This is a genomic window from Pseudomonas sp. 58(2021) (genome assembly GCF_017491585.1).
Taxonomy (GTDB): Bacteria; Pseudomonadota; Gammaproteobacteria; order Pseudomonadales; family Pseudomonadaceae; genus Aquipseudomonas; species Aquipseudomonas fluorescens_BT.
The window spans coordinates 171,056-193,921 of record NZ_JAFGYZ010000009.1 but is presented as its reverse complement, the minus strand read 5'-3'; the positions used below and the strand labels follow the sequence as shown (position 1 = coordinate 193,921).

Below are 22,866 nucleotides of genomic sequence, written 5' to 3'. Positions count from 1 at the left end.
AAAGCGGCTCCGAAGGGCCGCTTTTTCATTTCTCAGCTATCGGGTTTCTCGCCATACCAGCGCGGCGTGTACACCCACTCCCCACCGGCAGCCCGTGGAAAAGTGCAGGTCGTGGAGGATCCCACCAGCACCATGGTGCGCATGTCCACCTGATCCGGTGTCAATGCGCCGAGTGTCGTCACCCGCAACGTCTGCCCCGGACGACCGATATCACGGCCCAGCACCACCGGTGTCTGCGGCACACGGTGTTGCGCGACGATTTCCAGTGCGCGCCCCAACTGCCATGGCCGGGCGCGGGAGATCGGGTTGTAGAACGCCAATGCCAGATCGGCTTCGGCGGCCAGATCCAGACGCTTTTCGATGATCGACCACGGCTTGAGGTTGTCCGACAGCGACATCACGCAGAAGTCGTGACCCAGCGGCGCACCGGCCTGAGCAGCGGTGGCCAGCGAGGCGGAAACACCCGGCAGGATTTCCAGATCGACGCTGTGCCACGCCGGATCCGTCGATTCGTGCAACGCTTCGAGCACCGCCGCCGCCATGGCGAACACGCCCGGATCACCCGAAGAAACGACGATCACCGAACGGCCCTCAGCGGCCAGCCTGAAGGCATGACGGGCACGCTGCATTTCTTCGCGGTTGTCCGTGCAGTGCTGCACCTGATCGTCGCGGAAAGGACCGGCCATGCGCACGTAGGTTTCGTAGCCGAGCACATCGGTGGCTCGAGCGAGCTCGGCTTTCACCGCCGGCACCATCAGCTCCGCCGCACCTGGGCCAAGGCCGATGACAGCCAGACGTCCGCGCGGACGACCGACCTGCGAAACATCCAGCGGCTGTTCGGCCACGGCGATGGCTATATCGTGGGATGTTGTGATGATTCGAGCGTCAGGGACTGCATCGCGAGCCAGCTCACCGATGTCATTCGCTGGCGCAACAAAGCGCAGCGGCACCGCCAGCTCGAGCGCAGCTTCACGCAAGGCCGGACAGGCCATCTGAACGTCCGCCGCCACCAGACAGGCCAGCGATTGAATCGCCACCCCGGCCTGCTGCAACGCACCGCGAAGGGTGCCCGGCAGGACAGTCACGTCTGAACCGACCGCCACCGCCACACTGCGTGGATAAATCAGCAACTCACTGGAACTCGCCGCACGAGCATCACTGCCCACATGAATCGAACGCTGTGCCAGTGGATCTTCCGGCAGTTGTGCCTGCTCAAGCCACGGCGCAGCACCGTCGATGCGCACACTGTGGCCGGCGAGCAAATCAGAGACAAAACGTTTGCCCTGCTCCAGATCGCCTAGCGCGTAACCGCCGGGCGGGTTGAGCAGGCAAGTGCCGAAACGCAATTCGCCGCTGGTGGTGATCGCCGCTGCCACTTCAAGCGCAGCCGCGATCTCGCGGGCCATGACATTCACCCCGCCGAGGCCACCGAGCAGCGGCACCACGGCACTGCCGTCCTCAGCCACGGCGAGCACCGGTGGCTCGTTGCCTTTCTCCAGCAACAGCGGCGCCAGGGTGCGGATGACAATGCCGGCCGCGCACAGGGCAATGATCGGCGTGTCCTGTTGATACAGCTCACGCAGGGTCGTGCCGAACTCGCTGTAAGTCTGATCGGCACCTTCGACGCGTCCGCAGAGGCCGTGAATCTGCGCAGCCGGATAAACCTGTTGCAGGCGACGGGCCGTGGCCAGTGCGCCCTGGCCGAGAATAACGATGGCCGGTGTGGAATGGTTCATCAGCCTTGCCACCGTTCGCCGGGCACAATGATCAGCGAGAAGTATGGCGACGACATCGGCTCGACCTCATCCAGCGGCACGATCTTCTGATTGGCCATGGTGGCGCGCTCGACATACAGCGCACGCTCGGCCAGACCCAGTTCTGCCAACACGTCGCGTACTTTCGGGAAGTTGCGCCCCAGCTTCATGATCACCGCGGCGTCAGCATCGGCCAGACGCCGCTTGAGCTCGTCATGAGGCAGCACGCCGGACAGCACTGACAGGCTCTGATTGCGATACACCAGCGGCGCGCCCAGCACCGAAGCGCCGCCGAGCATCGAGCAGACGCCCGGCACCACTTCGGCTTCGTAACGGCTGGCCAGGCGATCGTGCAGGTACATGTAGGAGCCGTAGAAGAACGGGTCACCTTCGCAGATCACCGCCACATCGCGACCGGCGTCCAGGTGCGCGGCCACTTCCTCGGCAGCGTCATCGTAGAAATCGCTGATCACCTGTTCGTAGGACAGCGGCGCCGGCAGCACTTCGGTGGTCACCGGGTACACCAGCGGCAGCAGATTCTGCGCGTCCTGCAGATGCGCTTCGATGATGCCGAACGCGTTGCCCTTCTTGCCCTTGGCCACGAAGTACGCCACCACCGGCGATTCGCGCAGCAGGCGCAGGGCCTTGACGGTAATCAGTTCCGGATCACCGGGACCGACGCCCAGACCAATCAAACGTCCTTTAGCCTGCATCATTCGATCTCCGTGGCGAGGGCATTGACCGCAGCGGCGGCCATGGCGCTGCCGCCGAGGCGGCCCTGCATGATTACGAACGGCACGCCACGGCTGTTGGCGGCCAGCTCGGCCTTGGATTCGGCAGCGCCGACGAAGCCCACCGGGAAGCCGAGGATCAGCGCCGGTTTCGGAGCGCCGGCGTCGAGCATTTCCAGCAGATAGAACAGCGCGGTCGGCGCGTTGCCGATCACCACCACGCTGCCTTCCAGATGCGGGCGCCACAGTTCCAGCGCCGCTGCCGAGCGAGTGTTGCCCAGTTCACGCGCCAGCTCCGGCACGCTGTCATCACGCAGGGTGCAGATCACTTCGTTGTTGGCCGGCAGGCGCGCACGGGTCACGCCCTCGGAAACCATCCGCGCATCACACAGGATCGGCGCGCCAGCGGCCAGCGCATCGCGCCCGGCCTTGCCGGCGCCTTCGGAGAATTGCAGCCCGTCGATGGCCTCGACCATGCCGCAGGCGTGGATCACCCGCACCGCGAGTTTTTCCAGATCGGCCGGGATGCGCGCCAGGTTGGCCTCGCTGCGAATGATCGCGAAGGAGTTGCGATAGATCTCCTGACCGTCGCGGATGTAATCAAGCATCAAGGGGGCTCCGTGAGCGGGCGGCGAGCAGGGCCGCGGCCGCTTCGATAGTAAGGTTGTGGGCGTGCAGCGCGCCGAAACCCGGCAGCGCTGCATCGCGAAAATAGAGATCGTAGTGACCGGGGCCCACCGCCAGCAGAGTCACCGCAGCCCGGTGTGCGGCGGCGCAGGAACGCGAGCAGCCGGACAGGTGCACATCCACGGCGTGCGGCAACAGCGTAGCCAGACGGCGGGCATCGTGTTTGGTGTCGGCAAGACCTTTGCCGCAGCCGTTGGCGCCGGTGCAGGCGATCAGGCGCGCCAAAGGATCTTCGACATGGGTCAGCAGGTTCAGCCTGCCCAATTCGTCGAGCACTTGAACCGCATCGGTTTCCCGCACATCGGGCAGCAACAGACTCTGCCAAGGGGTGAAACGCAGGCTGCCGTCGCCAAAGGCTCTGGCCAATTGCGCGGCGCCACGCAGCATGTCCGGATCGAGGCGGCCGAGCGCCGGTGCGGCACCGACATAGACCTGACCGGCCGATTGCTGAGGATGAATGCCAATGTGCAAGCCCTCCGGCACGGTTTCACGTTGCCAGTCGCCGACGTTTTGCAAACTGATCCGCTGACCGAGTTTTTCCAGAAACACGGGCGCCGGACATTCGTCCAGCAGATGCCGCATTCGCGTCTGCTCCGGTCGGGCCAGATCGAGGAACAGTTCCAGCACCGCGACCACCAGCGCGTGTCCGTCCGCAAGCGCCACGGCGGCCAGCGGTCGATCCGTCGGGCAACCCGCCAGGCCGAACGCCAGCAGCGTATCGCCGTGATCTTCGAATGCCGACAACCACAGATCGTGGGGATGTTCGAGCATCGCCAGCGCCTCACCACCGTCCAGTTGCACGGCGAACTTGGCACTCAGCTCGTGGAAGCGCGGATGGTTTTGCAGGGTCTCGAGAATCTGCCCGGCCAATGGGCGGGTATCGAAGCGCAACTGCGGGTCGATGCCCGCGGCGGGGCTGAGCATCAGGTTGCGCACATCGTCGCCCGCTGCGGTTCGTGGCCCGAGACCGGCGGCCAGCAGGCTGTCGATCAGCGCAGCGGACTGCTCGCCGATCCCGCGAATCTGCAGATTGCCCCGGTTGGTGGCCTCGATCGCCCCGCCGGCAAACCGTTCGGCGGCATTGGCCACCGCATCGGCCTGGTCGGCCGTGATCGAACCGCCATCGAGCTTGATCCGGCAGATTCCACCATCCAGCGCCTGGACGATACGCAGCAACCCCGGACAGGCCGAGGGGCGTATGGCGTTGGACATCGGACGTTCGTTCAAGGGCTGGCAGCTCTGTGGGAAAGGCGCTTCGCGGGCGAAGGCGCGGTATTATGCCTGCTTTGTCCGACGGCATGAAAAGTCTGCCCGTCGGAACGGCGCGTTTGCGGACACTTTTTTGAGAGGCTACAGATGTCACCCTGGCTGACAGTAGTAGGAATCGGTGAAGACGGCTTCAAGGGCCTGGGCAAGAATGCCCGGCGCGCCCTGATGGGCGCTTCGCGGATCATCGGCGGTCAGCGTCAGCTGGATCTGTTGCCGGTGTGCATCCGTGGCGAGCGCCAGTTGTGGCCGAGCCCGTTTTCCCTGGCCCCGGTGCTCGAGCGTCGCGGGGAAGCGGTGTGCGTGCTGGCCAGCGGTGATCCGATGTTCTATGGCGTTGGCGCGAGTCTGGCGCGGCATGTGCCGGGGGCCGAGATGCTGGTTCTGCCGGCGCCGTCTTCGTGCTCGCTGGCGGCTGCCCGACTGGGCTGGCCGTTGCAGGAGGTGGTGATCGCGTCCTTGGTGGCACGACCGTTGGCCGCCCTGAATGCACAGTTGTCCAGCGGCGTGCGCCTGTTGCTGCTGAGCAATGACGGTCAGAGCCCGGCCGCCGTTGCGGTATTGCTGCGCGAGCGTGGATTCGGCGCCAGTCGCCTGAGTGTTCTGGAACATCTGGGCGGCAACGCCGAGCGCCGGATCGACAGCACCGCCAACGACTGGAACGATCCGCTCATTGCCGACCTCAACGTGATCGCCATCGAATGCCTGGCCGATCCGCAGACACCACGCCTGTCCCGCCTCGCCGGTCTGCCGGACTCGGCCTTTCAGCACGACGGCCAGCTGACCAAGCGCGACGTGCGCGCGATCACCCTCGCCCGCCTCACCCCGATGCCGGGCGAACTGTTGTGGGATGTCGGCGCCGGCAGCGGCTCGATCGGCATCGAGTGGATGCGCGCTCACCCGAGCTGCCGCGCTCTGGCTATCGAAGCCGATGACGGCCGACAACAGTTGATTGAACACAACCGCGATGCGCTGGGCGTTCCCGGTCTGCAATTGGTTCGCGGCAGTGCCCCGCAAGCTCTCGCCGGGCTGGAACGTCCGGACGCCATTTTCATCGGCGGCGGCGTGACCCGCGAAGGCGTGCTCGACACCTGCTGGGAGCAACTCAAACCCGGTGGCCGGCTGGTCGCCAACGCCGTGACCCTGCAAAGCGAAATGACCTTGATGAGCTGGCGCGAACGCCATGGCGGCGAGCTGACCCGCATCCACATCGCCCAGGCGCAACCGCTGGGCGAGTTCGACACCTGGCGCCAGGCGTTGCCGATCACCCTGCTCGATCTGGTCAAACCCCTCGATGCGTGACGAAACCGCCGAACAACCCGCGCCCCTGCGCAGCGGCCTGACCACTGGCAGCTGCGCCACGGCCACCAGCCTTGCTGCCGCCCGCCTGCTGCTCGGCGGAGCGGTGGCGGACGCCGTGCAGATCGTGTTGCCCAAGGGCAAGCAGGTGCAGATGCGTCTGGAGTTCTGCCGGCTGACCGATGACGGCGCGGAAGCCGGGACGATCAAAGATGCGGGCGATGATCCGGACGTGACTCACGGCGCCCTGCTCTACTCCCGTGTGCAACTGATCGACGAGCCGGGAATTCGCTTCATCGCCGGTAAAGGTGTCGGCACCGTCACCCGCCCGGGACTGGTGCTGGCCGTCGGCGAACCGGCGATCAACCCGGTGCCGCGCAAGATGATCAGCGATCACCTGACGCTGCTCGCCGAAGAAACCGGCTATAACGGCGGTTTCGAAGTGACGGTCAACGTCGAGGGCGGCGAAGCCCTGGCGCTGAAAACCATGAACCCCCGTCTGGGCATTCTCGGCGGGCTGTCGATCCTCGGCACCAGCGGCATCGTCCGGCCGTTTTCCTGCGCGGCGTACATCGCCTCGATCCATCAAGGCATCGACGTGGCGAAAACCAACGGCTACCTGCACATCGCCGCCTGCACCGGCAACGCCAGCGAAGACACCATGCGCCGGGTCTACAACCTGCCGGAAATCGCCCTGATCGAAATGGGCGACTTCGTCGGCGCCGTGCTCAAGCACCTGCGCAAAGTGCCTGTGGATAAACTCAGCCTGTGCGGCGGCTTCGGCAAGATCAGCAAACTGGCAGCCGGGCACATGGACCTGCACTCGCGCCACTCGAGCATCGACCTGCCGCAACTGGCCGAATGGGCGGCAGCGATTGGCGCCGACGACACCTTGCAGCAAGCCATACGCGGGGCGAACACCAGTCAGCAGGCATTGGCGATGGCCAGTGCGGCGGGTGTTGCCCTTGGCGATGAAGTTTGCCGCCATGCTCTGGAATTCGCCCGCAGCGTGGTGCCGGCTCAGGTGCAGGTCGAGGTGTTTGCGATTGATCGTCAGGGCGGCATCGTTGGCCATGCGGGGGCTTTTACATGAAACGGATTTTGTTGCTGGGCGGCGTGACTGAAGCGCTGGCCATCGCGCGCACGTTGGGGCCGGAACACATTTACAGCCTGGCGGGCGTCGGCCGGGTCCCGACCGATCTGACGTGTCAGGTACGCGTCGGCGGCTACGGTGGCGCCGAAGGTCTGGCGCAGTTCATTCGCGCTGAAGGCATCACGCTTTTACTCGACGCGACCCATCCCTACGCCGCACAAATCAGCCAGAACGCCGCCACCGCTGCAAAACTCACCGGCATCCCCTGCTGGGCCCTGCGCCGCCCGGCGTGGCAACCGCAACCGGGCGATGACTGGCGCGAAGTCGCCGACTGGGCCGAACTGATCACCGCCCTCGAACCCTTCCGCCGCCCCCTGTTCACCCTTGGCCGCGAACCGCTGCAACACCTCGATGAAATCCCCGCGCACCAGTTCTGGACCCTGCGCGCCCTCGACGTCTACCCCGGCAACGAACGCTGCGAAGTCATCGGCGCCCGTGGCCCCTTTCTGCTGGAAGATGAGCGGGCACTGTTCGAACGGCGGCAGATCGACGTGCTGATCAGCAAGAACAGCGGCAGCGCCGCGACCGAGCCGAAACTGGAGGTGGCGCGGGAGCTTGGGGTACCGGTGATGGTGTTGAAGCGGCCGGAGTTGGCGGGGGTTGATCGGGAATTCATGAGTACGTCTGAAGTCCTGAAAGCCCTCTCCACGTCAGATAATTCCTGATTTCGAGCTAATCCTTGATTTGACCGGCAAATTTTCAGGAAGCAGCTGACTGTTCGTTCTTGCCACCTCACGCCAAGATTTCGATTCCTTTAATCCCCCACAGATTTGCAGCGAGCAAATTCTTGAAGCGCACTGCAGCGCTCAAGATAAATGCGGCTTGTCAGTCCGTATCCCAAGGAATACGATTTCGACATGATCGAATTTGAACGATCCCCTGCATTTGCCGATTGGCTCGACTCGATGAAAGACACCAACGGCAAAGCTCGCATCATCGCCAGAATTCGAGGTGCAGAGCATGGAAATATGGGTGATTGCGAGTTCGTTGGCAGTGCCGTTTATGAAATGCGCGTTCATTACGGTCCCGGCTACAGGATGTACTTCACACGTAAAGGTAACGTGATTTATCTGCTACTGCTGGGGGGCGACAAGTCGACACAAAAACGAGATATCAAACGCGCCATCCGGATGGCGCAAAGCATCGGTAATGAGGAGTAAGTCATGACCGAAAAATTCACCCGCTTCGACGCTGCAGAGTTTCTTAAAACGCCGGAGGAAATGGCGGCTTACCTGGACGCCTGTTTTGACGAAGATGCTGGCGATGGCGTTCTCATCCGTGCAGCGCTTAATGACATTGCCCGCGCCCAAGGCATGACTCAGGTTGCGCGGGATGCAGGTCTGGGTCGTGAAAGCCTTTATAAAGCGCTGAGCAGCACTGGAAATCCGGAATTCGCGACTATCATGAAAGTCATGAAGGCGCTGGGTTTGCGGTTGCATGCCGTAGCAGGCTGAATCCTCTGCGACACCAAACCGCACGACGCTTTTTTACTTATCGGCCCTGATCAGGCTAAATAGCCGCGCCTGATCGCCCACCCTACGGATCTGTCCCATGAACCGACACCGGCTCGCATTTGCCTGGATCGCCTGCTTTGCAGTGCTGTTCAACATGCTCGCCATGCCGTTGACGGGAGCGATGGCGCAGGCGGCGCAGACGCCGGCCGAGCAGTTGCTGTGGAGCAGTTTCTGCACCGGCAGCGGGACGAAGATGGTGGCGATCGACATCGGCAGCCTCGATCAGAAAGCGCCGCAGAGTGGTGACAATCATTCGACCATGCAGCATTGCTGGTGCTGTTCAGGATCGGCGCCGGTGGTGGCGTTGCCGGGGCATTCGCCGCAGCTGTATTTCGCCCGATACGAAAGCAATCGCAGCGTGGCGCCCGCCTTGCTGCAGACTCCGACACCGCGCCAGCAATGGCCGAGCCTCAATCCCCGCGCCTCTCCTCTGGTTTGATTTGTTCCCGCATTTGACCTGCGTTTCAAATCGTTCTGGAGAACTGCCATGTTGAACAAATTCATCGTCATCGCTGCGCTGTTGCTGCCTGCGTGCTTCGCCCATGCCCACGAATACAAGGCCGGCGAGCTGGAAATCGCCCACCCGTGGTCGCAGGAACTGCCGCCGAATGCGCCGACCGTTGCCGCGTATTTCATCATTCACAACGCCGGCAAAACCGCTGACCGGTTGCTCAGCGTCGATTCGCCCATCGCCCCGACAGCCGAACTGCACGAACACGTGATGCAGGGCGACCTGATGAAGATGCAACAGGTGCCGAACGTGGCGATCCCGGCCGGTGGCAACGTGACCTTTGCGCCGATGGCCTATCACGTGATGCTGATGAATCCGAGCGACCGCAGTCTGCTCACCGACGGCAAGCGCTTCCCGCTGACCCTGCACTTCGAAAAGGCCGGTAACGTGACCGTCGAAGTCGCCGTGCAGAAGAAGCCACCGCAGGACATGCCGGAACACGCGCACGCCCAGTAACCCCTTCGGCAGACTCCGCCCATGCGCCCGCGCAGCGCCAGGTCGTCCGTGCAACGCCGTCAGACTGAACACCTGACCCGCGGCAGCTGGATCGCCCTGTTCGCCATGTTGATGATCTTCATCGGCCCGCTGATTTCCCAGTCGATGCCGATGGATCAGCACGCCTCGACATCCATGCCAATGAGCATGGACATGTCGATGGACATGCCGGGCATGGATCATGCCGGGCACGGTGCACAGCCCTCGGCGGAACACTGCCCGCCGCAATCCTCGCATCATGTGCTGTGGGAAAAATGCGGATATTGCAGCCTGCTGTTCAATTGCCCGGCGCTGACCGGCGGCGGCAGCTTCGCCACTTTCAGCATTCCACTCGTCAACACCTTCACCCCACCCTCCCCGCGTCTGGGCCATGCCCGGCAGACCTTCTTCCCCGGCGCCCGCACCCGCGCCCCGCCCGTCGCAGCGTAAACACCCACCTCTGATTGCACACGGTTGAGAAGACAGCTTCAGGCTGCCGGCCGTGTCGTTTACGACTGTTTGATGGAAATTGTCATGTCCAGGTTTTCTGCTGTCCCACGCCCGGGTTCTGCCCCGGCGTCCTTTGCCCTGAACGAATCCCGCGTTCGTTTCAGGCACGCTACCGCCGTCCTTTGCGGCGTCCTGCTTTCCCCGCTGGTCCACGCCGATGAACACACCGGCCATGCTGACGAACTGAGCCCGACGGTGATCACCGCCATCGCCCCGAGCTCGCCGCTGACCATCGTCACCAATCCGAAAGATCCGCGCCAACCGGTGCCGGCCAGCGACGGTGGCGACTACCTGAAGACCATTCCCGGCTTCGCCCTGGTGCGCAACGGCGGCACCAACGGTGATCCGGTGCTGCGCGGGATGTTCGGTTCGCGTCTGAACATTCTCACCAACGGCAGCATGATGCTCGGTGCCTGCCCCGGCCGGATGGACGCGCCGACCTCGTACATATCGCCCGAGACCTACGACAAACTCACCGTGATCAAAGGCCCGCAAACCGTGCTCTACGGACCGGGCGCCTCGGCCGGCACGATCCTGTTCGACCGCGAGCCGGAAAGCTTCGGCGAACTCGGTACCCGCGTGAATGCCAGCGTGCTGGCGGGCTCCCACGGCCGCTTCGACAAAGTCGTCGATGCGGCGGCCGGAGGATCGCTGGGCTATGTGCGGGTGATCGGCAACACCGCGCAGTCCGACGACTACCGCGACGGCAACAACGACATCGTTGCCTCCCGCTATGACAAGTGGAACGGCGACGTGGCGCTGGGTTGGACTCCCGATGCCGACACCCTGATCGAACTCACCGCCGGCAAGGGCGACGGCGAAGCGCGCTACGCCGGACGCGGCATGGACGGCTCACAGTTCCTGCGCGAAAGCCTCGGTCTGCGCTTCGAAAAATCCAACATCACCGATGTGCTGGAGAAGCTCGAAGCCCAGGTCTACTACAACTACGCCGACCACGTGATGGACAACTACACCCTGCGCACGCCGTCCGGCACCGGGATGATGGCAGGTCCCATGGCGTCCAACGTCGACCGTCGCACCCTCGGCGCACGGATCAAAGCCACCTGGCGCTGGGCCGACATCCAGCTGATCACCGGGCTCGATGCGCAGACCAACGAACACCGTCAGCGCAGCGGCATGGGCATCGATACCTACAAGGATCAGCCGTACACCAAGGACGCCGACTTCCATAACTACGGGGTGTTCAGCGAGATGACCTGGTACGCCGCCGACCGCGACCGGCTGATTACCGGCGCCCGGGTCGACCGAGCCTCGGCCAAGGATTACCGGCAGAGCATCGGCTCGGGAATGATGTCTCGCCCGAATCCGACTGCCGGCGATACCCGAGCCGACACCCTGCCCAGTGGCTTCATCCGTTACGAGCATGACCTCACCGACAGCCCGACCACGCTCTACGCCGGCCTCGGCCACGCACAACGATTCCCGGATTACTGGGAACTGTTTTCGCCCAAGTCCGGCCCGGCGGGTTCGGTCAATGCGTTCGATTCGATCAAACCGGAAAAGACCACTCAGCTGGACTTCGGCGTGAACTACAAGGACGCCGATCTCGAAGCCTGGGCCTCGGGCTACATCGGCGTGGTGCGCGACTACATCCTGTTCGACTACACCCCGACGATGATGGGCATGAGCACCTCCCGCGCCGAGAACATTGACGCGCGGATCATGGGCGGTGAACTCGGCGCCGCCTACAAACTCACCGACAACTGGAAAGCCGATGCGACCCTGGCCTACGCCTGGGGCAAGAACAGCAGCGACGGCAAGGCCCTGCCGCAGATGCCGCCGCTGGATGCACGTTTCGGCCTCACCTACAGCGAAGACAACTGGAGCGCCGGCGCACTGTGGAGGGTGGTTGCCGCGCAAAACCGGATCGACCAGAACAAGGGCAACGTGGTCGGCAAGGATTACGACAAGAGTTCGGGCTTCGGCGTGTTCTCGCTCAACGGTGCCTACCGGATCAACAAGAACTGGAAGGTCAGTACCGGCGTCGACAACCTGTTCGGCAAGGCTTACGCCGAACACCTCAACCTGGCGGGCAACGCCGGGTTCGGCTATCCGGCCAACGACCCGCAAGCCATCAACGAGCCGGGGCGCACGCTCTGGACCAAGGTGGACATGAGTTTCTAACCCTCAAGGGCACTCGCTCCCCTTGAGGGAGCGAGTGACAACAGACAACCAGAAGATCCAAGCCAAGCGGAGCACTCGTGATGAAACAGCCCAAACCGAATTTCTACAACCTGGCCTGGCGTTGGCATTTTTATGCCGGATTGTTCGTCGCGCCATTCATGGTGATGCTGGCCCTGACCGGCATCATTTACCTGTTCAAGCCGCAGCTCGATTCACTGATGTACAGCAGCCTGCTGAACGTCCCCGCCGGACATCACACCGTGCCGGCCGACGACCTGCTGCAAAAGGTCAGAAGCGCTTATCCACAAGGCCAGGTCACCCAGTACCTGCCACCGGCGAACGCCGAGCGCAGTGCGCAATTCGTGGTGAAGAATGCCGGCCATGAGCTGAACGTGTTCGTTGATCCGTACCACGGCGACATCCTCGGCGAGCAGGATGCCAAGCAGAACCTGCAGGCGCTCGCCCGGGCGATCCACGGCGAACTGATGATCGGCACCGTCGGTGACCGGCTGATCGAACTGGCCGCCGGGTGGGGCGTGGTGCTGGTGGTGTCCGGGGTTTTCCTGTGGTGGCCGCGAGGTCAGGCAGCGGGGATTCTGTGGCCACGCCTGAACAGTCGCGGTCGCGTGCTGTGGCGTGACCTTCACGCGGTCACCGGGTTCTGGGGCGCGGCACTGCTGCTGGTGATGCTGCTCAGCGGCATGACCTGGACCGGCTTCTGGGGCAAGCAGTACGCCCAGGTGTGGAACGTGTTCCCGGCGGCGATGTGGAACAACGTGCCGACCTCCGACGTCGAGGCCGGCAGCCTGAACAACGCCGCGCGCCAGACCGTGCCGTGGGCGATGGAAAACACGCCGATGCCGATGTCCGGTGACCACGCCGAACACATGGCCCACGGCGGCATGCAACACGGCCCCGCCGCGCCGAGCATCCGCCTGCAGGATGTGCAGAACATCGCCATCGAGAGCAAGGTCGAGCCGGGCTACAGCATCACCCTGCCGACCACTTCCACCGGTGTGTTCACCATTGCGGTGTTCGCCGACGACCCGCGCAACGACGCGACCCTGCATGTCGATCAGTACACCGGCAAGGTGTTGGCCGACGTGCGTTTCGAGCAGTACGGCGCGGTTGCCCGGGCCACCGAGATCGGCGTGATGCTCCACGAAGGCAAGATGTTCGGCACCTTCAACCAGATCATCGTGTTGCTGATCTGCCTGATGATCCTGCTCAGCGCCGTCAGCGGCGTGGTGATCTGGTGGAAGCGCCGGCCCCAGGGCAAATTCGGCGTGCCGCCGCTGCGCCACGATCTGCCGAAGTGGAAAACCGGCGTGGCGATCATGCTGGTGCTGGCGGTGGTGTTTCCGCTGGTGGGGGCTTCGCTGGTGGTGGTGTGGTTGCTGGATCGGCTGCTGCTGTCGCGCCTGGGCCGACAAACTGAATCTGCCTCAACTTCATCATGAAACAGGCGAGATGCGCGAGCCAGACAGACCTTTAAACTGCCGGGGCTTAAACTCCGGCATTTTTTAGTGTTACTGTATAACGCAAATTTGCTGCTCTGCCCGCAGCCATGCACTGTCATGAGCCTGCGGGCTTTTCTTTTGAAGAAGTGATTCACCGCCCCGATGAACAAGTACCTCTTGTCCAGCCTCTGTCTGTTCGCCTTGAACAACAGCGCCCACGCCGACAACGCCCCGCTGACGCTGCCCACCGGCACCATCACCGCCCTGGCCAATGACGACCAGACCGTCAGCCTGACCACGCCGACCAGTGCCGGCTCGCGCCTGAACCTCAGCGCGATGGAAACCCCGGCCAGCGTCGAAAGCCTGAGCGGCGAACAAGTCCGTACCCGTGGCGACCGCAGCGTGCAGGACGCGGTGTCGCGCAGCACCGGCATCAGCCGCACCGGCACGCCGGGCGATGGCGGCACTTCGTTGCAGGCCCGGGGTTTTACCGGACAGAGTTCGGTGATGCAGTTGTATGACGGCAACCGCATGTACACCGGCATGGGCACCGTGACCTTCCCGGTCGACACCTGGTCGGTGGAGCGCGTCGACGTGCTGCGCGGCCCGGCCTCGGTGCTGTACGGCGAAGGCGCGACCGGCGCGGTGGTCAACGTGATCCCGAAGAAGCCGTTCGCAGGCGAAATCGAAAATCATGTGCGGGTCGGCTACGGCTCGTTCGACCGCCAGCAGCAGGCGTTCGACAGCGGCGGTTCGCTGACCGATACCCTGAGCTATCGCCTCAACCTCAATCGCCTGCGCAGCAACGGCTGGGTTGATCGCGGCGACTCGTCCAGCGACTTCATCAGCGCCGCCCTGCGCTGGCAGGCCACCGATGATCTGACCTTCACCCTGGCCCACGATTACGGCGATCAACGCCCACAGAACTACTTCGGCACGCCACTGATCAACGGCCAGTTGAAGGACAGCCTGCGCAACAAGAACTACAACGTGCGCGACGACCAGCAGCACTACAACGATCAATGGACGCGTCTGACCAGCGACTGGCAGATCAACGATGCAGTCAGCGCCAGCAACGAGCTGTATTACCTCAAGGCCCAACGCCGCTGGCAGAACGCCGAGAACTACAACTTCGATATCGCAAGCCAACAGCTCAGCCGCAGTGGTTACTTCGGCATTGGCCACAAACAGGAACAGGTCGGCGACCGCCAGACCTTCACCTTCAAGCACTCGCTGTTCGGCCTCGACAGCCAGACCGTGACCGGCGTCGATTACAACCGCATCCGCTTTCAGCTCGACAGCAATTCGCCGTTCAACGATGTATTGCCGAGCGGCGAGCCGCTGGATCGGTATCACCCGCAGATTGGCTATTTCGAGAGCGCCGACCCCTATCGCGATCAGTTCGACAGCACCACCAGACAGATGTCGGTGTTCGCCGAAAACCGCACGCAACTGAGCGAGCGCTGGTCGCTGGTGACCGGTGTGCGCCGCGACTACGTGCACGTGGATCGCAACAACCTGGTCGACGGCAGCCAGAGCGACAAGACCCTGACCGGCAACAACTGGAAGGCCGGGCTGGTGTTCGCGCTGACGCAGGACACCTCGTTCTACGGCCAGGTCGCCACCAGCACCGACGGCGTCGGCGGCCTGATTTCCCTGAGCCCGAGCCAGCAGCAATATGACCTGTCCACCGCGCGGCAAACCGAGATCGGCCTGAAGCAGCTGTTCTGGGATCAGCGCGGCGAGTTCACGCTGGCGGCGTATCGCATCGTGAAGAAGAAGCTGCTGACTGACGACCCGGGCAACCCGACGCTCAAGCAACAGGTCGGCCAGCAATCGTCGAACGGCCTGGAAGCCAGCCTCGATCTGCAACTGCCGAACGCCTGGCAACTGCAGGCCAACGCCGCAATCGTGAAGGCCAAGTACGACGATTTCGAAGAAGTGATCGGCGGCGTGCCGGTGTCGCGTAATGGCAATCGCCCGGTGGACGTGCCACGTCGCACTGCCAATCTGTGGCTGAGCAAGGCGTTGACCGATGACCTGAAGGCCGGCGCCGGTGTGCGTTATGTCGATGCGCGCTACGCCGACATGGCCAACCGCAACGAGCTGCCGAGTTACACCGTGGTCGATGCGACGCTGTCGTGGAAAGCCCTGCGCAACACCACGCTGGGGTTGCAGGTGAACAATCTGTTTGACCGGACGTATGCACAAAGCCAATACAATGAGGGGCAGCAGTGGATTCTGGGTGAGCCTCGTTCGTTCTTTGTCACGGCTGACTACACCTTCTAGAACAGGAACGAAATGACCTCACTGTCCCTCACCGATCTCGCCTGGACACCCCTGGGCCACGGCCACTGCCATCACCAGTTCCAACTGCGTGACGCCTCGCTGCAAGTGGCCGCCGGTGAGTTCGTCGGGCTGATCGGGCCCAATGGCAGCGGCAAGACCAGCCTGTTGCGCTGCGCCTACCGCTTCAGCCAGCCGGAACGCGGCGAGGTCAAACTCGACCACCACAACGTCTGGAAACAATCTTCACGCTGGTGTGCGCAACGCATCGCCGTGGTGCTGCAGGAATTCCCCGACGCCTTCGGCCTGACGGTCGAAGAAGTGGTCGCCATGGGCCGCACGCCGCACAAGGGTCTGTTCGATGGCGACACACTGGAAGACCGCCAGCTCGCCACCCAGGCCCTCAAATCCGTGGGCCTCGACGGCTTCGAAGACCACGCGTTCGCCACCCTTTCCGGTGGTGAAAAACAGCGTGTGATTCTGGCCCGCGCCCTGACCCAGCAACCGCAACTGCTGATCCTCGACGAGCCGACCAACCACCTCGACCCACGCTATCAGCTGGAACTGCTGCAGCTGGTCAAGCGTTTGCAGATCGGCACGTTGGCGAGCATCCACGACCTGAACCTGGCTGCCGCGTTCTGCGACCGTTTGTATGTGATCAACCACGGTCGCATCGTCGCCAGCGGCACCCCGCAACAAGTCCTGACCGTCGAACTGCTGCGCGACGTGTTCGGCGTCGAAGCACTGATCGATTCCCACCCCCTCCACGGCTACCCGCGAATCACCTGGATAACCCGACCATGACTGTGCGCTCCCTGCTTTGCCTCGCTCTGTTGCTGGGCACCACTCAAGCCTTTGCCGAGGCCACGAAGTACCCGCTGACGATCCAGAGCTGCAACCGCGAAGTGACCTTCGAGCAAGCGCCGAAACACGCGGTCAGTCACGACATCAACATGACCCAGATGATGCTCGCCCTCGGCCTCAAGTCGAAGATGGCCGGTTACAGCGGCGTCAGTGGCTGGAAATCGGTAACGCCTGAAATGCAGAGCCTGCTCGACGGTCTGCCGGAACTGGCAGCCAAGTACCCGTCGGTGGAAACCCTGCTCAACGCCAACGTCGATTTCTTCTTCGCCGGTTGGGACTACGGCATGCGCGTGGGCGGCGATCTCACGCCGCAGACCCTGCAACCGCTGGGCATCAATGTGTATGAACTGACCGAGTCCTGCGCCTTCGTGATGAAGCGCCCGGCCGCCACGCTGGACGATACTTACAACGATCTGCGCAACCTCGGAAAGATTTTCGACGTGCAGGACCGCGCCAACGCGCTGATCGCCGACATGCAAAGTCAGGTCGCGGAAATCCGCAAAAACCTGCCCGCTGAAAAACCACGGGTGTTCCTGTACGACAGCGGCGAAGACCGCGCCATGACCTCCGGCCGCCTCGGCATGCCGCAGGCGCTGATCGACGCCGCCGGCGGGCGCAACGTGCTCGATGACGTCGAAGCGAGCTGGACCCGGGTCAACTGGGAAACCGTGGTCGAGCGCAATCCGCAGGTGATCGTGATCGTCGACTACAGCGAAATCACCGCCGAGCAGAAGATTGAATTCCTGCTGAAGAACAAGGCGCTGCAATCGGTGGACGCGATCAAGAACCAGCGCTTCATCGTCATCCCTTACGTGCAGGCCACGCCGGGGATCGACAACGTGTTGGCGGTTGAAACCCTGGCCAAAGGGTTCCACGGCGAATGATCGATCGTCGCTATGCGCTGCTGCTGATCGCCCTCGGTGCCGTGCTGCTGGTGTCGTGCGTGGTGTCGCTGGGCTTCGGCCCGGCGCGGGTGCCGGTGGACGTGGTGTGGCGGATTCTGCAGCACAAACTGTTCGGCCTCGGCGTGTCGGACTGGAGCGCCGGCCAGGAGCACATCGTCTGGCTGATCCGCGTGCCGCGCATGTTGCTCGGTGCATTGGTCGGCGCCGGGCTGGCGTTGATCGGTGCGGTACTGCAAGCGGTGACGCGCAATCCGCTGGCCGATCCGCACCTGCTCGGCGTCACCTCCGGCGCCACGCTCGGTGCAGTAATCGTGGTGCTGCACGTCGGTGAAATCGTCGGCCTGCTGACCTTGCCGATCGCCGCATTCATCGGCGCATTGTTGAGCATGTTTCTGGTGCTGGGCATCGCCAACCGTCAGGGGCGGCTGGACAGTGATCGTCTGCTGCTGTGCGGCGTGGCCGTGTCGTTCGTGATGATGGCGATCGCCAACCTGCTGCTGTTCATGGGCGATCACCGGGCAAGTTCAGCGGTGATGTTCTGGATGCTCGGCGGACTCGGTCTGGCGCGCTGGGAATTGTTGGCGGTGCCGGCGCTCAGCGTGTTGCTCGGACTGATTCTGCTGATCGGCATGGCCCGTCCGCTGAACGCCTTGATGGCCGGCGAACAGACCGCCGTCACCCTCGGCCTGAATGCCCGGGCGGTGCGTCTGCGGGTGTTCGTGATTGCTTCGTTGATGACCGGGGTACTGGTGTCGATCAGTGGTTCCATCGGCTTTGTCGGGCTGATGGTGCCGCACATTGCCCGGCGTTTGATCGGTGCAGAGCACCGGCGTCTGCTGCCGGTGTGCGTGTTGCTCGGCAGCGTATTCCTCGTCTGGGTCGACGTCGCCGCACGCACGCTGATTGCTCCCGAAGACCTGCCCATCGGCGTCGCCACCGCGGCCCTCGGCGGGCTGTTCTTCATCGGCCTGATGCGCCGTCGCTGACTCCTCGGGGCGCGCCCCATTCTGGCGCACCCCGCTGCACCTTTGCATGCAACACGTCCTCCGATGGTGCGCGGACTTTGCGCGCAACCGCTCTAAACCGACATTTCCCTGCTCAAACACGACCGGGCACAGCCCTTGCAAAACACCCTTCAGTCGTTCGCATCTGCCAACCATAAAAAACTTTAACGTTCATGGAGATCGCACAATGAAGCGTCGCAGTTTGATCAAGGCTTTCACACTCACGGCATCGATTGCCGCGATGGGCATGACCTGGACGGTACAGGCCGCCGAGACCATCAAGGTCGGAATTCTGCATTCGTTGTCCGGCACCATGGCGATCTCCGAAACATCGCTCAAGGACATGGCGTTGATGACCATCGACGAGATCAACGCCAAGGGCGGCGTGAACGGCAAGATGCTTGAACCGGTGGTGGTCGACCCGGCGTCGAACTGGCCGCTGTTCGCAGAGAAGGGCCGGCAGTTGCTGACCCAGGACAAGGTCGCGGTGGTGTTCGGCTGCTGGACTTCGGTGTCGCGCAAATCGGTGCTGCCGGTGTTCGAAGAACTCAACGGCCTGCTGTTCTACCCGGTGCAATATGAAGGCGAAGAGATGTCGCCGAACGTGTTCTACACCGGCGCCGCGCCGAACCAGCAAGCGATCCCGGCGGTTGAATACCTGATGAGCGAAGAAGGTGGCGGCGCCAAGCGCTACTTCCTGCTCGGCACCGACTACGTCTACCCGCGCACCACCAACAAGATCCTGCGTTCGTTCCTGCATTCCAAAGGCGTCGCGGATAAAGACATCGAAGAGGTCTACACCCCGTTCGGCCACAGCGACTATCAAACCATCGTCGCCAACATCAAAAAATTCTCGGCCGGCGGCAAGACCGCTGTGATCTCCACCGTGAATGGCGACTCCAACGTGCCGTTCTACAAAGAGCTGGCCAACCAGGGCCTGAAGGCGACCGACGTACCGGTGGTGGCGTTCTCGGTGGGTGAAGAAGAACTGCGCGGCATCGATACCAAGCCGCTGGTGGGCAACCTCGCGGCGTGGAACTACTTCGAGTCGGTGGAGAACCCGGTGAACAAGAAATTCGTCGCCGACTGGAAAGCCTACGCGAAGAAACACAACCTGCCGGGCGCCGACAAAGCGGTGACCAACGACCCGATGGAAGCCACCTACGTCGGTATCCACATGTGGGCGCAGGCAGCGGAGAAAGCCAAATCCACCGACGTCGACAAGGTCCGCGAAGCCCTAGGCGGCCAGACCTTCGCTGCGCCGTCCGGCTACACCCTGACCATGGACAAGACCAACCACCACCTGCACAAACCGGTGATGATCGGCGAGATCCAGGCCGACGGTCAGTTCAACGTGGTGTGGCAGACCGAGGGGCCGATTCGGGCACAGCCTTGGAGCCCTTTCATTCCGGGTAATGACAAGAAGCCGGATTATGCGGTGAAGAGCAACTGAGGCGGGTTCAGACCTTGAGGCGGACTTGAGACCTTCCCCCTCACCCCAGCCCTCTCCCTCAGGGAGAGGGGGAAAGGGAGCAGATCTCCATCGTTTTCAAAGCCTGAGTTCGACTCTGTTTTTTCAGGTCGATGCTTGATGAACAGACAACTCGGTCAGTCCCCTCTCCCTCCGGGAGAGGGCTAGGGTGAGGGCTGGATTTCGCAGTCGGACACCGCTCCATCGGCCACCGCAACACAGGAAGCACCACCCATGCCCACTGCCTTTTACCGCGTCATCCTGGCCCTCTTGCTCCTGCTGCCCATGATGACCCATGCCAGCGACGCCGAAGACTTCGTCGCCGCCAACCCGACGCAACAGGCCAAACTGCTGGAAGCCTGGGCCGCGCAGCCCGATCCGGCGCGTGTCGAACTGATCAACGCCCTGCAACAAGGCGAGCTGACCGTCGACGGCCAACCCAAAACCCTGCGCCTGAACAACCGCCTGCGGGGTCTGATCGACACCGCACTGGCCAGCCACCAATTGCTCGCCGCCGACGCCAAAACCCGTCTGAGCGCTGCACAGCAATTGCAGAAAAGCGCCAAACCGGCGCAGCTGAAATTCCTCGACCAGCAACTGGCTGGCGAACAAGATGAAAACGTCCACGCCGCCCTGAGCCTGGCGCTGGCCAACCTGCAACTGGTCGACACTGACCCGGCGGTGCGCCTCGCGGCCGTGCGTCTGCTCGGTGAAACCGGCGACCCATTGGCTCGCACCCGACTTGAAGGCCTGCTCGAACCCGGCGTCGAAGCCGACGCCAACGTGCGCACCGCTGCTGAAACCAGCCTCGCCCAGGTCAAACGCAAATTGCTGGTTGGCGAACTGCTCGGTCAGGCGTTCAGCGGCATGTCCCTCGGTTCGATTCTGTTGCTCGCAGCCCTGGGGCTGGCGATCACTTTCGGCCTGCTCGGCGTGATCAACATGGCCCACGGCGAAATGCTGATGCTCGGCGCCTACTCGACCTACGTCGTGCAGTTGATGTTCCAGCGCTACGCCCCGCAGGCCATCGAGTTCTATCCGCTGATCGCGCTGCCGGTGGCGTTCTTCGTCACGGCCGCCATCGGCATGGCCCTGGAGCGCACGGTGATTCGTCACCTCTACGGTCGGCCACTGGAAACCCTGCTCGCCACCTGGGGCATCAGCCTGATGCTGATTCAGCTGGTGCGTCTGGTGTTCGGTGCGCAGAACGTTGAAGTGGCGAACCCCGCGTGGCTGTCCGGCGGGATTCAGGTGTTGCCGAATCTGGTGCTGCCGTACAACCGCATCGTGATCATCGCCTTTGCGTTGTTCGTGGTGGTGCTGACCTGGCTGCTGTTGAACAAGACCCGCCTCGGCCTGAACGTGCGCGCCGTTACCCAGAACCGCAACATGGCAGCCTGCTGCGGCGTGCCGACCGGACGCGTCGACATGCTCGCCTTTGGCCTCGGCTCGGGCATCGCCGGGCTCGGCGGCGTGGCCCTGAGTCAGATCGGCAACGTCGGCCCGGACCTGGGTCAGAGCTACATCATCGACTCGTTCCTGGTGGTGGTGCTCGGCGGTGTCGGCCAACTGGCCGGCAGCGTGTTCGCCGCGTTCGGCCTGGGCATCGCCAACAAGATTCTCGAACCGCAGATCGGTGCGGTGCTCGGCAAGATCCTGATCCTCGCGCTGATCATTCTGTTCATCCAGAAACGTCCGCAAGGCCTCTTCGCACTGAAAGGACGGGTGATCGACTGATGAACCAGCCTCTACTTGTCACGGCCACACAAAAGGCCGGTCCGAAAGTCACCCTCGCTGTCGGCGCGGTGGTTCTCGCCTTGCTGATCGCCCTGCCGCTGCTGTCGCTGTTGCCGGTGGACAATGCGCTGCACGTTTCCGCTTACACCCTGACGCTGGTCGGCAAGATTCTCTGCTACGCCATCGTCGCCCTGGCGCTGGATCTGGTCTGGGGTTACGCCGGTCTCCTGTCGTTGGGCCACGGTCTGTTCTTCGCCCTCGGCGGTTATGCGATGGGCATGTACCTGATGCGTCAGGCCGCCGGTGATGGTCTGCCGGCGTTCATGACCTTCCTGTCGTGGACCGAGTTGCCGTGGTACTGGAGCGGCACCGGCAGCTTCCTCTGGGCGATGTGCCTGGTGGTGCTGGCGCCGGGGTTGCTGGCGCTGGTGTTCGGTTTCTTCGCGTTCCGCTCGCGGATCAAGGGTGTGTATTTCTCGATCATGACCCAGGCCCTGACCTTCGCCGGCATGCTGCTGTTTTTCCGCAACGAGACCGGCTTCGGCGGCAACAACGGCTTCACCAATTTCCGCACGATCCTCGGTTTCGGCATCACCGAACCCGGCACTCGTGCGGTGCTGTTTCTGGCGACGGTGCTGTTGCTGGTGGCGAGCCTGTTCATCGGTTGGCGACTGGCCCGCAGCAAGTTCGGCCGGGTGCTGACGGCGTTGCGCGATGCGGAAAACCGTTTGATGTTCTGCGGTTACGACCCGCGCGGCTTCAAGCTGTTCGTCTGGGTGTTGAGCGCGGTGTTGTGTGGTCTGGCCGGTGCGCTGTACGTGCCGCAGGTGGGGATCATCAACCCCAGCGAAATGTCGCCGACCAACTCGATCGAAGCCGCCGTGTGGGTGGCCCTCGGCGGGCGCGGCACCCTGATCGGCCCGCTGCTCGGCGCCGGTGTGGTCAACGGCATGAAGAGCTGGTTCACCGTGGCCTTCCCCGAATACTGGCTGTTCTTCCTCGGCGCGCTGTTCATCGTCGTGACGTTGTACCTGCCCAAAGGCGTGATCGGTCTGCTGAAGAAACGAGGTGAATCATGAGAGTCACGGCGAGCGC

The 22,866-nt window shown here is 63.1% G+C and carries 21 protein-coding genes; 17 read left to right on the top strand and 4 right to left on the bottom strand.

What is annotated here, in order from left to right:
• Window positions 1-32: 32 nt before the first annotated feature.
• The 4 genes from cobJ to cobG are packed head-to-tail and all read right to left on the bottom strand — an operon-like array spanning window position 33 to window position 4,384.
• Window positions 33-1,736, bottom strand: coding sequence for a precorrin-3B C(17)-methyltransferase (gene cobJ / locus J5M72_RS12990; RefSeq protein WP_207865650.1), 1,704 nt, complete (start codon window positions 1,734-1,736; stop codon window positions 33-35).
• Window positions 1,736-2,467 (bottom strand): precorrin-2 C(20)-methyltransferase, encoded by a 732-nt coding sequence (locus J5M72_RS12985; RefSeq protein WP_096819953.1) that lies wholly within the window; start codon window positions 2,465-2,467, stop codon window positions 1,736-1,738. Before J5M72_RS12985 ends, cobJ begins: the two co-directional genes overlap by 1 nt.
• Complete coding sequence (locus J5M72_RS12980; RefSeq protein WP_085609238.1) at window positions 2,467-3,093, bottom strand: precorrin-8X methylmutase; 627 nt, start codon at window positions 3,091-3,093, stop codon at window positions 2,467-2,469. Before J5M72_RS12980 ends, J5M72_RS12985 begins: the two co-directional genes overlap by 1 nt.
• Window positions 3,086-4,384, bottom strand: a complete 1,299-nt coding sequence (cobG, locus tag J5M72_RS12975) for a precorrin-3B synthase (protein WP_207865648.1) — start codon at window positions 4,382-4,384, stop codon at window positions 3,086-3,088. The genes J5M72_RS12980 and cobG overlap by 8 nt, the downstream gene beginning before the upstream one ends.
• A gap of 144 nt (window positions 4,385-4,528) precedes the next feature.
• On the opposite strand from cobG, the gene cbiE reads away from it, so the two are divergent.
• From cbiE to urtC, 17 genes are all read left to right on the top strand, one after another.
• On the top strand, window positions 4,529-5,740 hold the full coding sequence (gene cbiE, locus J5M72_RS12970) for a precorrin-6y C5,15-methyltransferase (decarboxylating) subunit CbiE (protein ID WP_207865646.1): 1,212 nt from the start codon (window positions 4,529-4,531) through the stop codon (window positions 5,738-5,740).
• A complete protein-coding gene (locus J5M72_RS12965; RefSeq protein ID WP_169428673.1) occupies window positions 5,733-6,830 on the top strand; it encodes a cobalt-precorrin-5B (C(1))-methyltransferase in 1,098 nt (365 codons plus the stop codon). The genes cbiE and J5M72_RS12965 overlap by 8 nt, the downstream gene beginning before the upstream one ends.
• Entirely contained in the window at window positions 6,827-7,555 is a 729-nt protein-coding gene (locus J5M72_RS12960; RefSeq protein ID WP_207865644.1) for a cobalt-precorrin-6A reductase, read from the top strand. The genes J5M72_RS12965 and J5M72_RS12960 overlap by 4 nt, the downstream gene beginning before the upstream one ends.
• 192 nt (window positions 7,556-7,747) lie before the next feature.
• Window positions 7,748-8,050, top strand: coding sequence for a type II toxin-antitoxin system RelE/ParE family toxin (locus J5M72_RS12955; protein WP_085611238.1), 303 nt, complete (start codon window positions 7,748-7,750; stop codon window positions 8,048-8,050).
• A gap of 3 nt (window positions 8,051-8,053) precedes the next feature.
• Entirely contained in the window at window positions 8,054-8,344 is a 291-nt protein-coding gene (locus J5M72_RS12950) for an addiction module antidote protein (protein ID WP_085609233.1), read from the top strand.
• A 97-nt stretch (window positions 8,345-8,441) separates the two neighbouring features.
• Window positions 8,442-8,843: a DUF2946 domain-containing protein gene (locus tag J5M72_RS12945; protein ID WP_192563337.1), complete on the top strand. Its 402-nt coding sequence runs from the start codon at window positions 8,442-8,444 to the stop codon at window positions 8,841-8,843.
• A 48-nt stretch (window positions 8,844-8,891) separates the two neighbouring features.
• On the top strand, window positions 8,892-9,371 hold the full coding sequence (locus J5M72_RS12940) for a copper chaperone PCu(A)C (RefSeq protein ID WP_169428670.1): 480 nt from the start codon (window positions 8,892-8,894) through the stop codon (window positions 9,369-9,371).
• Between the two features lie 21 nt (window positions 9,372-9,392).
• Window positions 9,393-9,839: a DUF2946 domain-containing protein gene (locus J5M72_RS12935; protein WP_207865642.1), complete on the top strand. Its 447-nt coding sequence runs from the start codon at window positions 9,393-9,395 to the stop codon at window positions 9,837-9,839.
• Window positions 9,840-9,923: 84 nt separating this feature from the next.
• Window positions 9,924-12,044, top strand: coding sequence for a TonB-dependent copper receptor (locus tag J5M72_RS12930; RefSeq protein WP_207865640.1), 2,121 nt, complete (start codon window positions 9,924-9,926; stop codon window positions 12,042-12,044).
• An 80-nt stretch (window positions 12,045-12,124) separates the two neighbouring features.
• Window positions 12,125-13,504 (top strand): PepSY domain-containing protein, encoded by a 1,380-nt coding sequence (locus J5M72_RS12925; RefSeq protein WP_207865638.1) that lies wholly within the window; start codon window positions 12,125-12,127, stop codon window positions 13,502-13,504.
• A gap of 162 nt (window positions 13,505-13,666) precedes the next feature.
• Window positions 13,667-15,793: a TonB-dependent receptor gene (locus J5M72_RS12920; protein WP_207865636.1), complete on the top strand. Its 2,127-nt coding sequence runs from the start codon at window positions 13,667-13,669 to the stop codon at window positions 15,791-15,793.
• Window positions 15,794-15,805: 12 nt separating this feature from the next.
• A complete protein-coding gene (locus J5M72_RS12915) occupies window positions 15,806-16,594 on the top strand; it encodes an ABC transporter ATP-binding protein (protein WP_169428665.1) in 789 nt (262 codons plus the stop codon).
• Window positions 16,591-17,538 (top strand): ABC transporter substrate-binding protein, encoded by a 948-nt coding sequence (locus J5M72_RS12910; RefSeq protein ID WP_207865635.1) that lies wholly within the window; start codon window positions 16,591-16,593, stop codon window positions 17,536-17,538. Before J5M72_RS12915 ends, J5M72_RS12910 begins: the two co-directional genes overlap by 4 nt.
• Complete coding sequence (locus J5M72_RS12905; protein ID WP_207865634.1) at window positions 17,535-18,545, top strand: iron ABC transporter permease; 1,011 nt, start codon at window positions 17,535-17,537, stop codon at window positions 18,543-18,545. The genes J5M72_RS12910 and J5M72_RS12905 overlap by 4 nt, the downstream gene beginning before the upstream one ends.
• A gap of 205 nt (window positions 18,546-18,750) precedes the next feature.
• Window positions 18,751-20,016, top strand: a complete 1,266-nt coding sequence (gene urtA / locus J5M72_RS12900; RefSeq protein WP_207865633.1) for an urea ABC transporter substrate-binding protein — start codon at window positions 18,751-18,753, stop codon at window positions 20,014-20,016.
• 252 nt (window positions 20,017-20,268) lie between these two features.
• Window positions 20,269-21,771 carry an urea ABC transporter permease subunit UrtB gene (urtB, locus tag J5M72_RS12895; RefSeq protein ID WP_207865632.1) on the top strand — a complete coding sequence of 501 codons (1,503 nt, stop codon included), beginning with the start codon at window positions 20,269-20,271 and terminating at the stop codon, window positions 21,769-21,771.
• Window positions 21,771-22,850 carry an urea ABC transporter permease subunit UrtC gene (gene urtC, locus J5M72_RS12890; RefSeq protein WP_207865631.1) on the top strand — a complete coding sequence of 360 codons (1,080 nt, stop codon included), beginning with the start codon at window positions 21,771-21,773 and terminating at the stop codon, window positions 22,848-22,850. Before urtB ends, urtC begins: the two co-directional genes overlap by 1 nt.
• Window positions 22,851-22,866 lie beyond the last annotated feature (16 nt).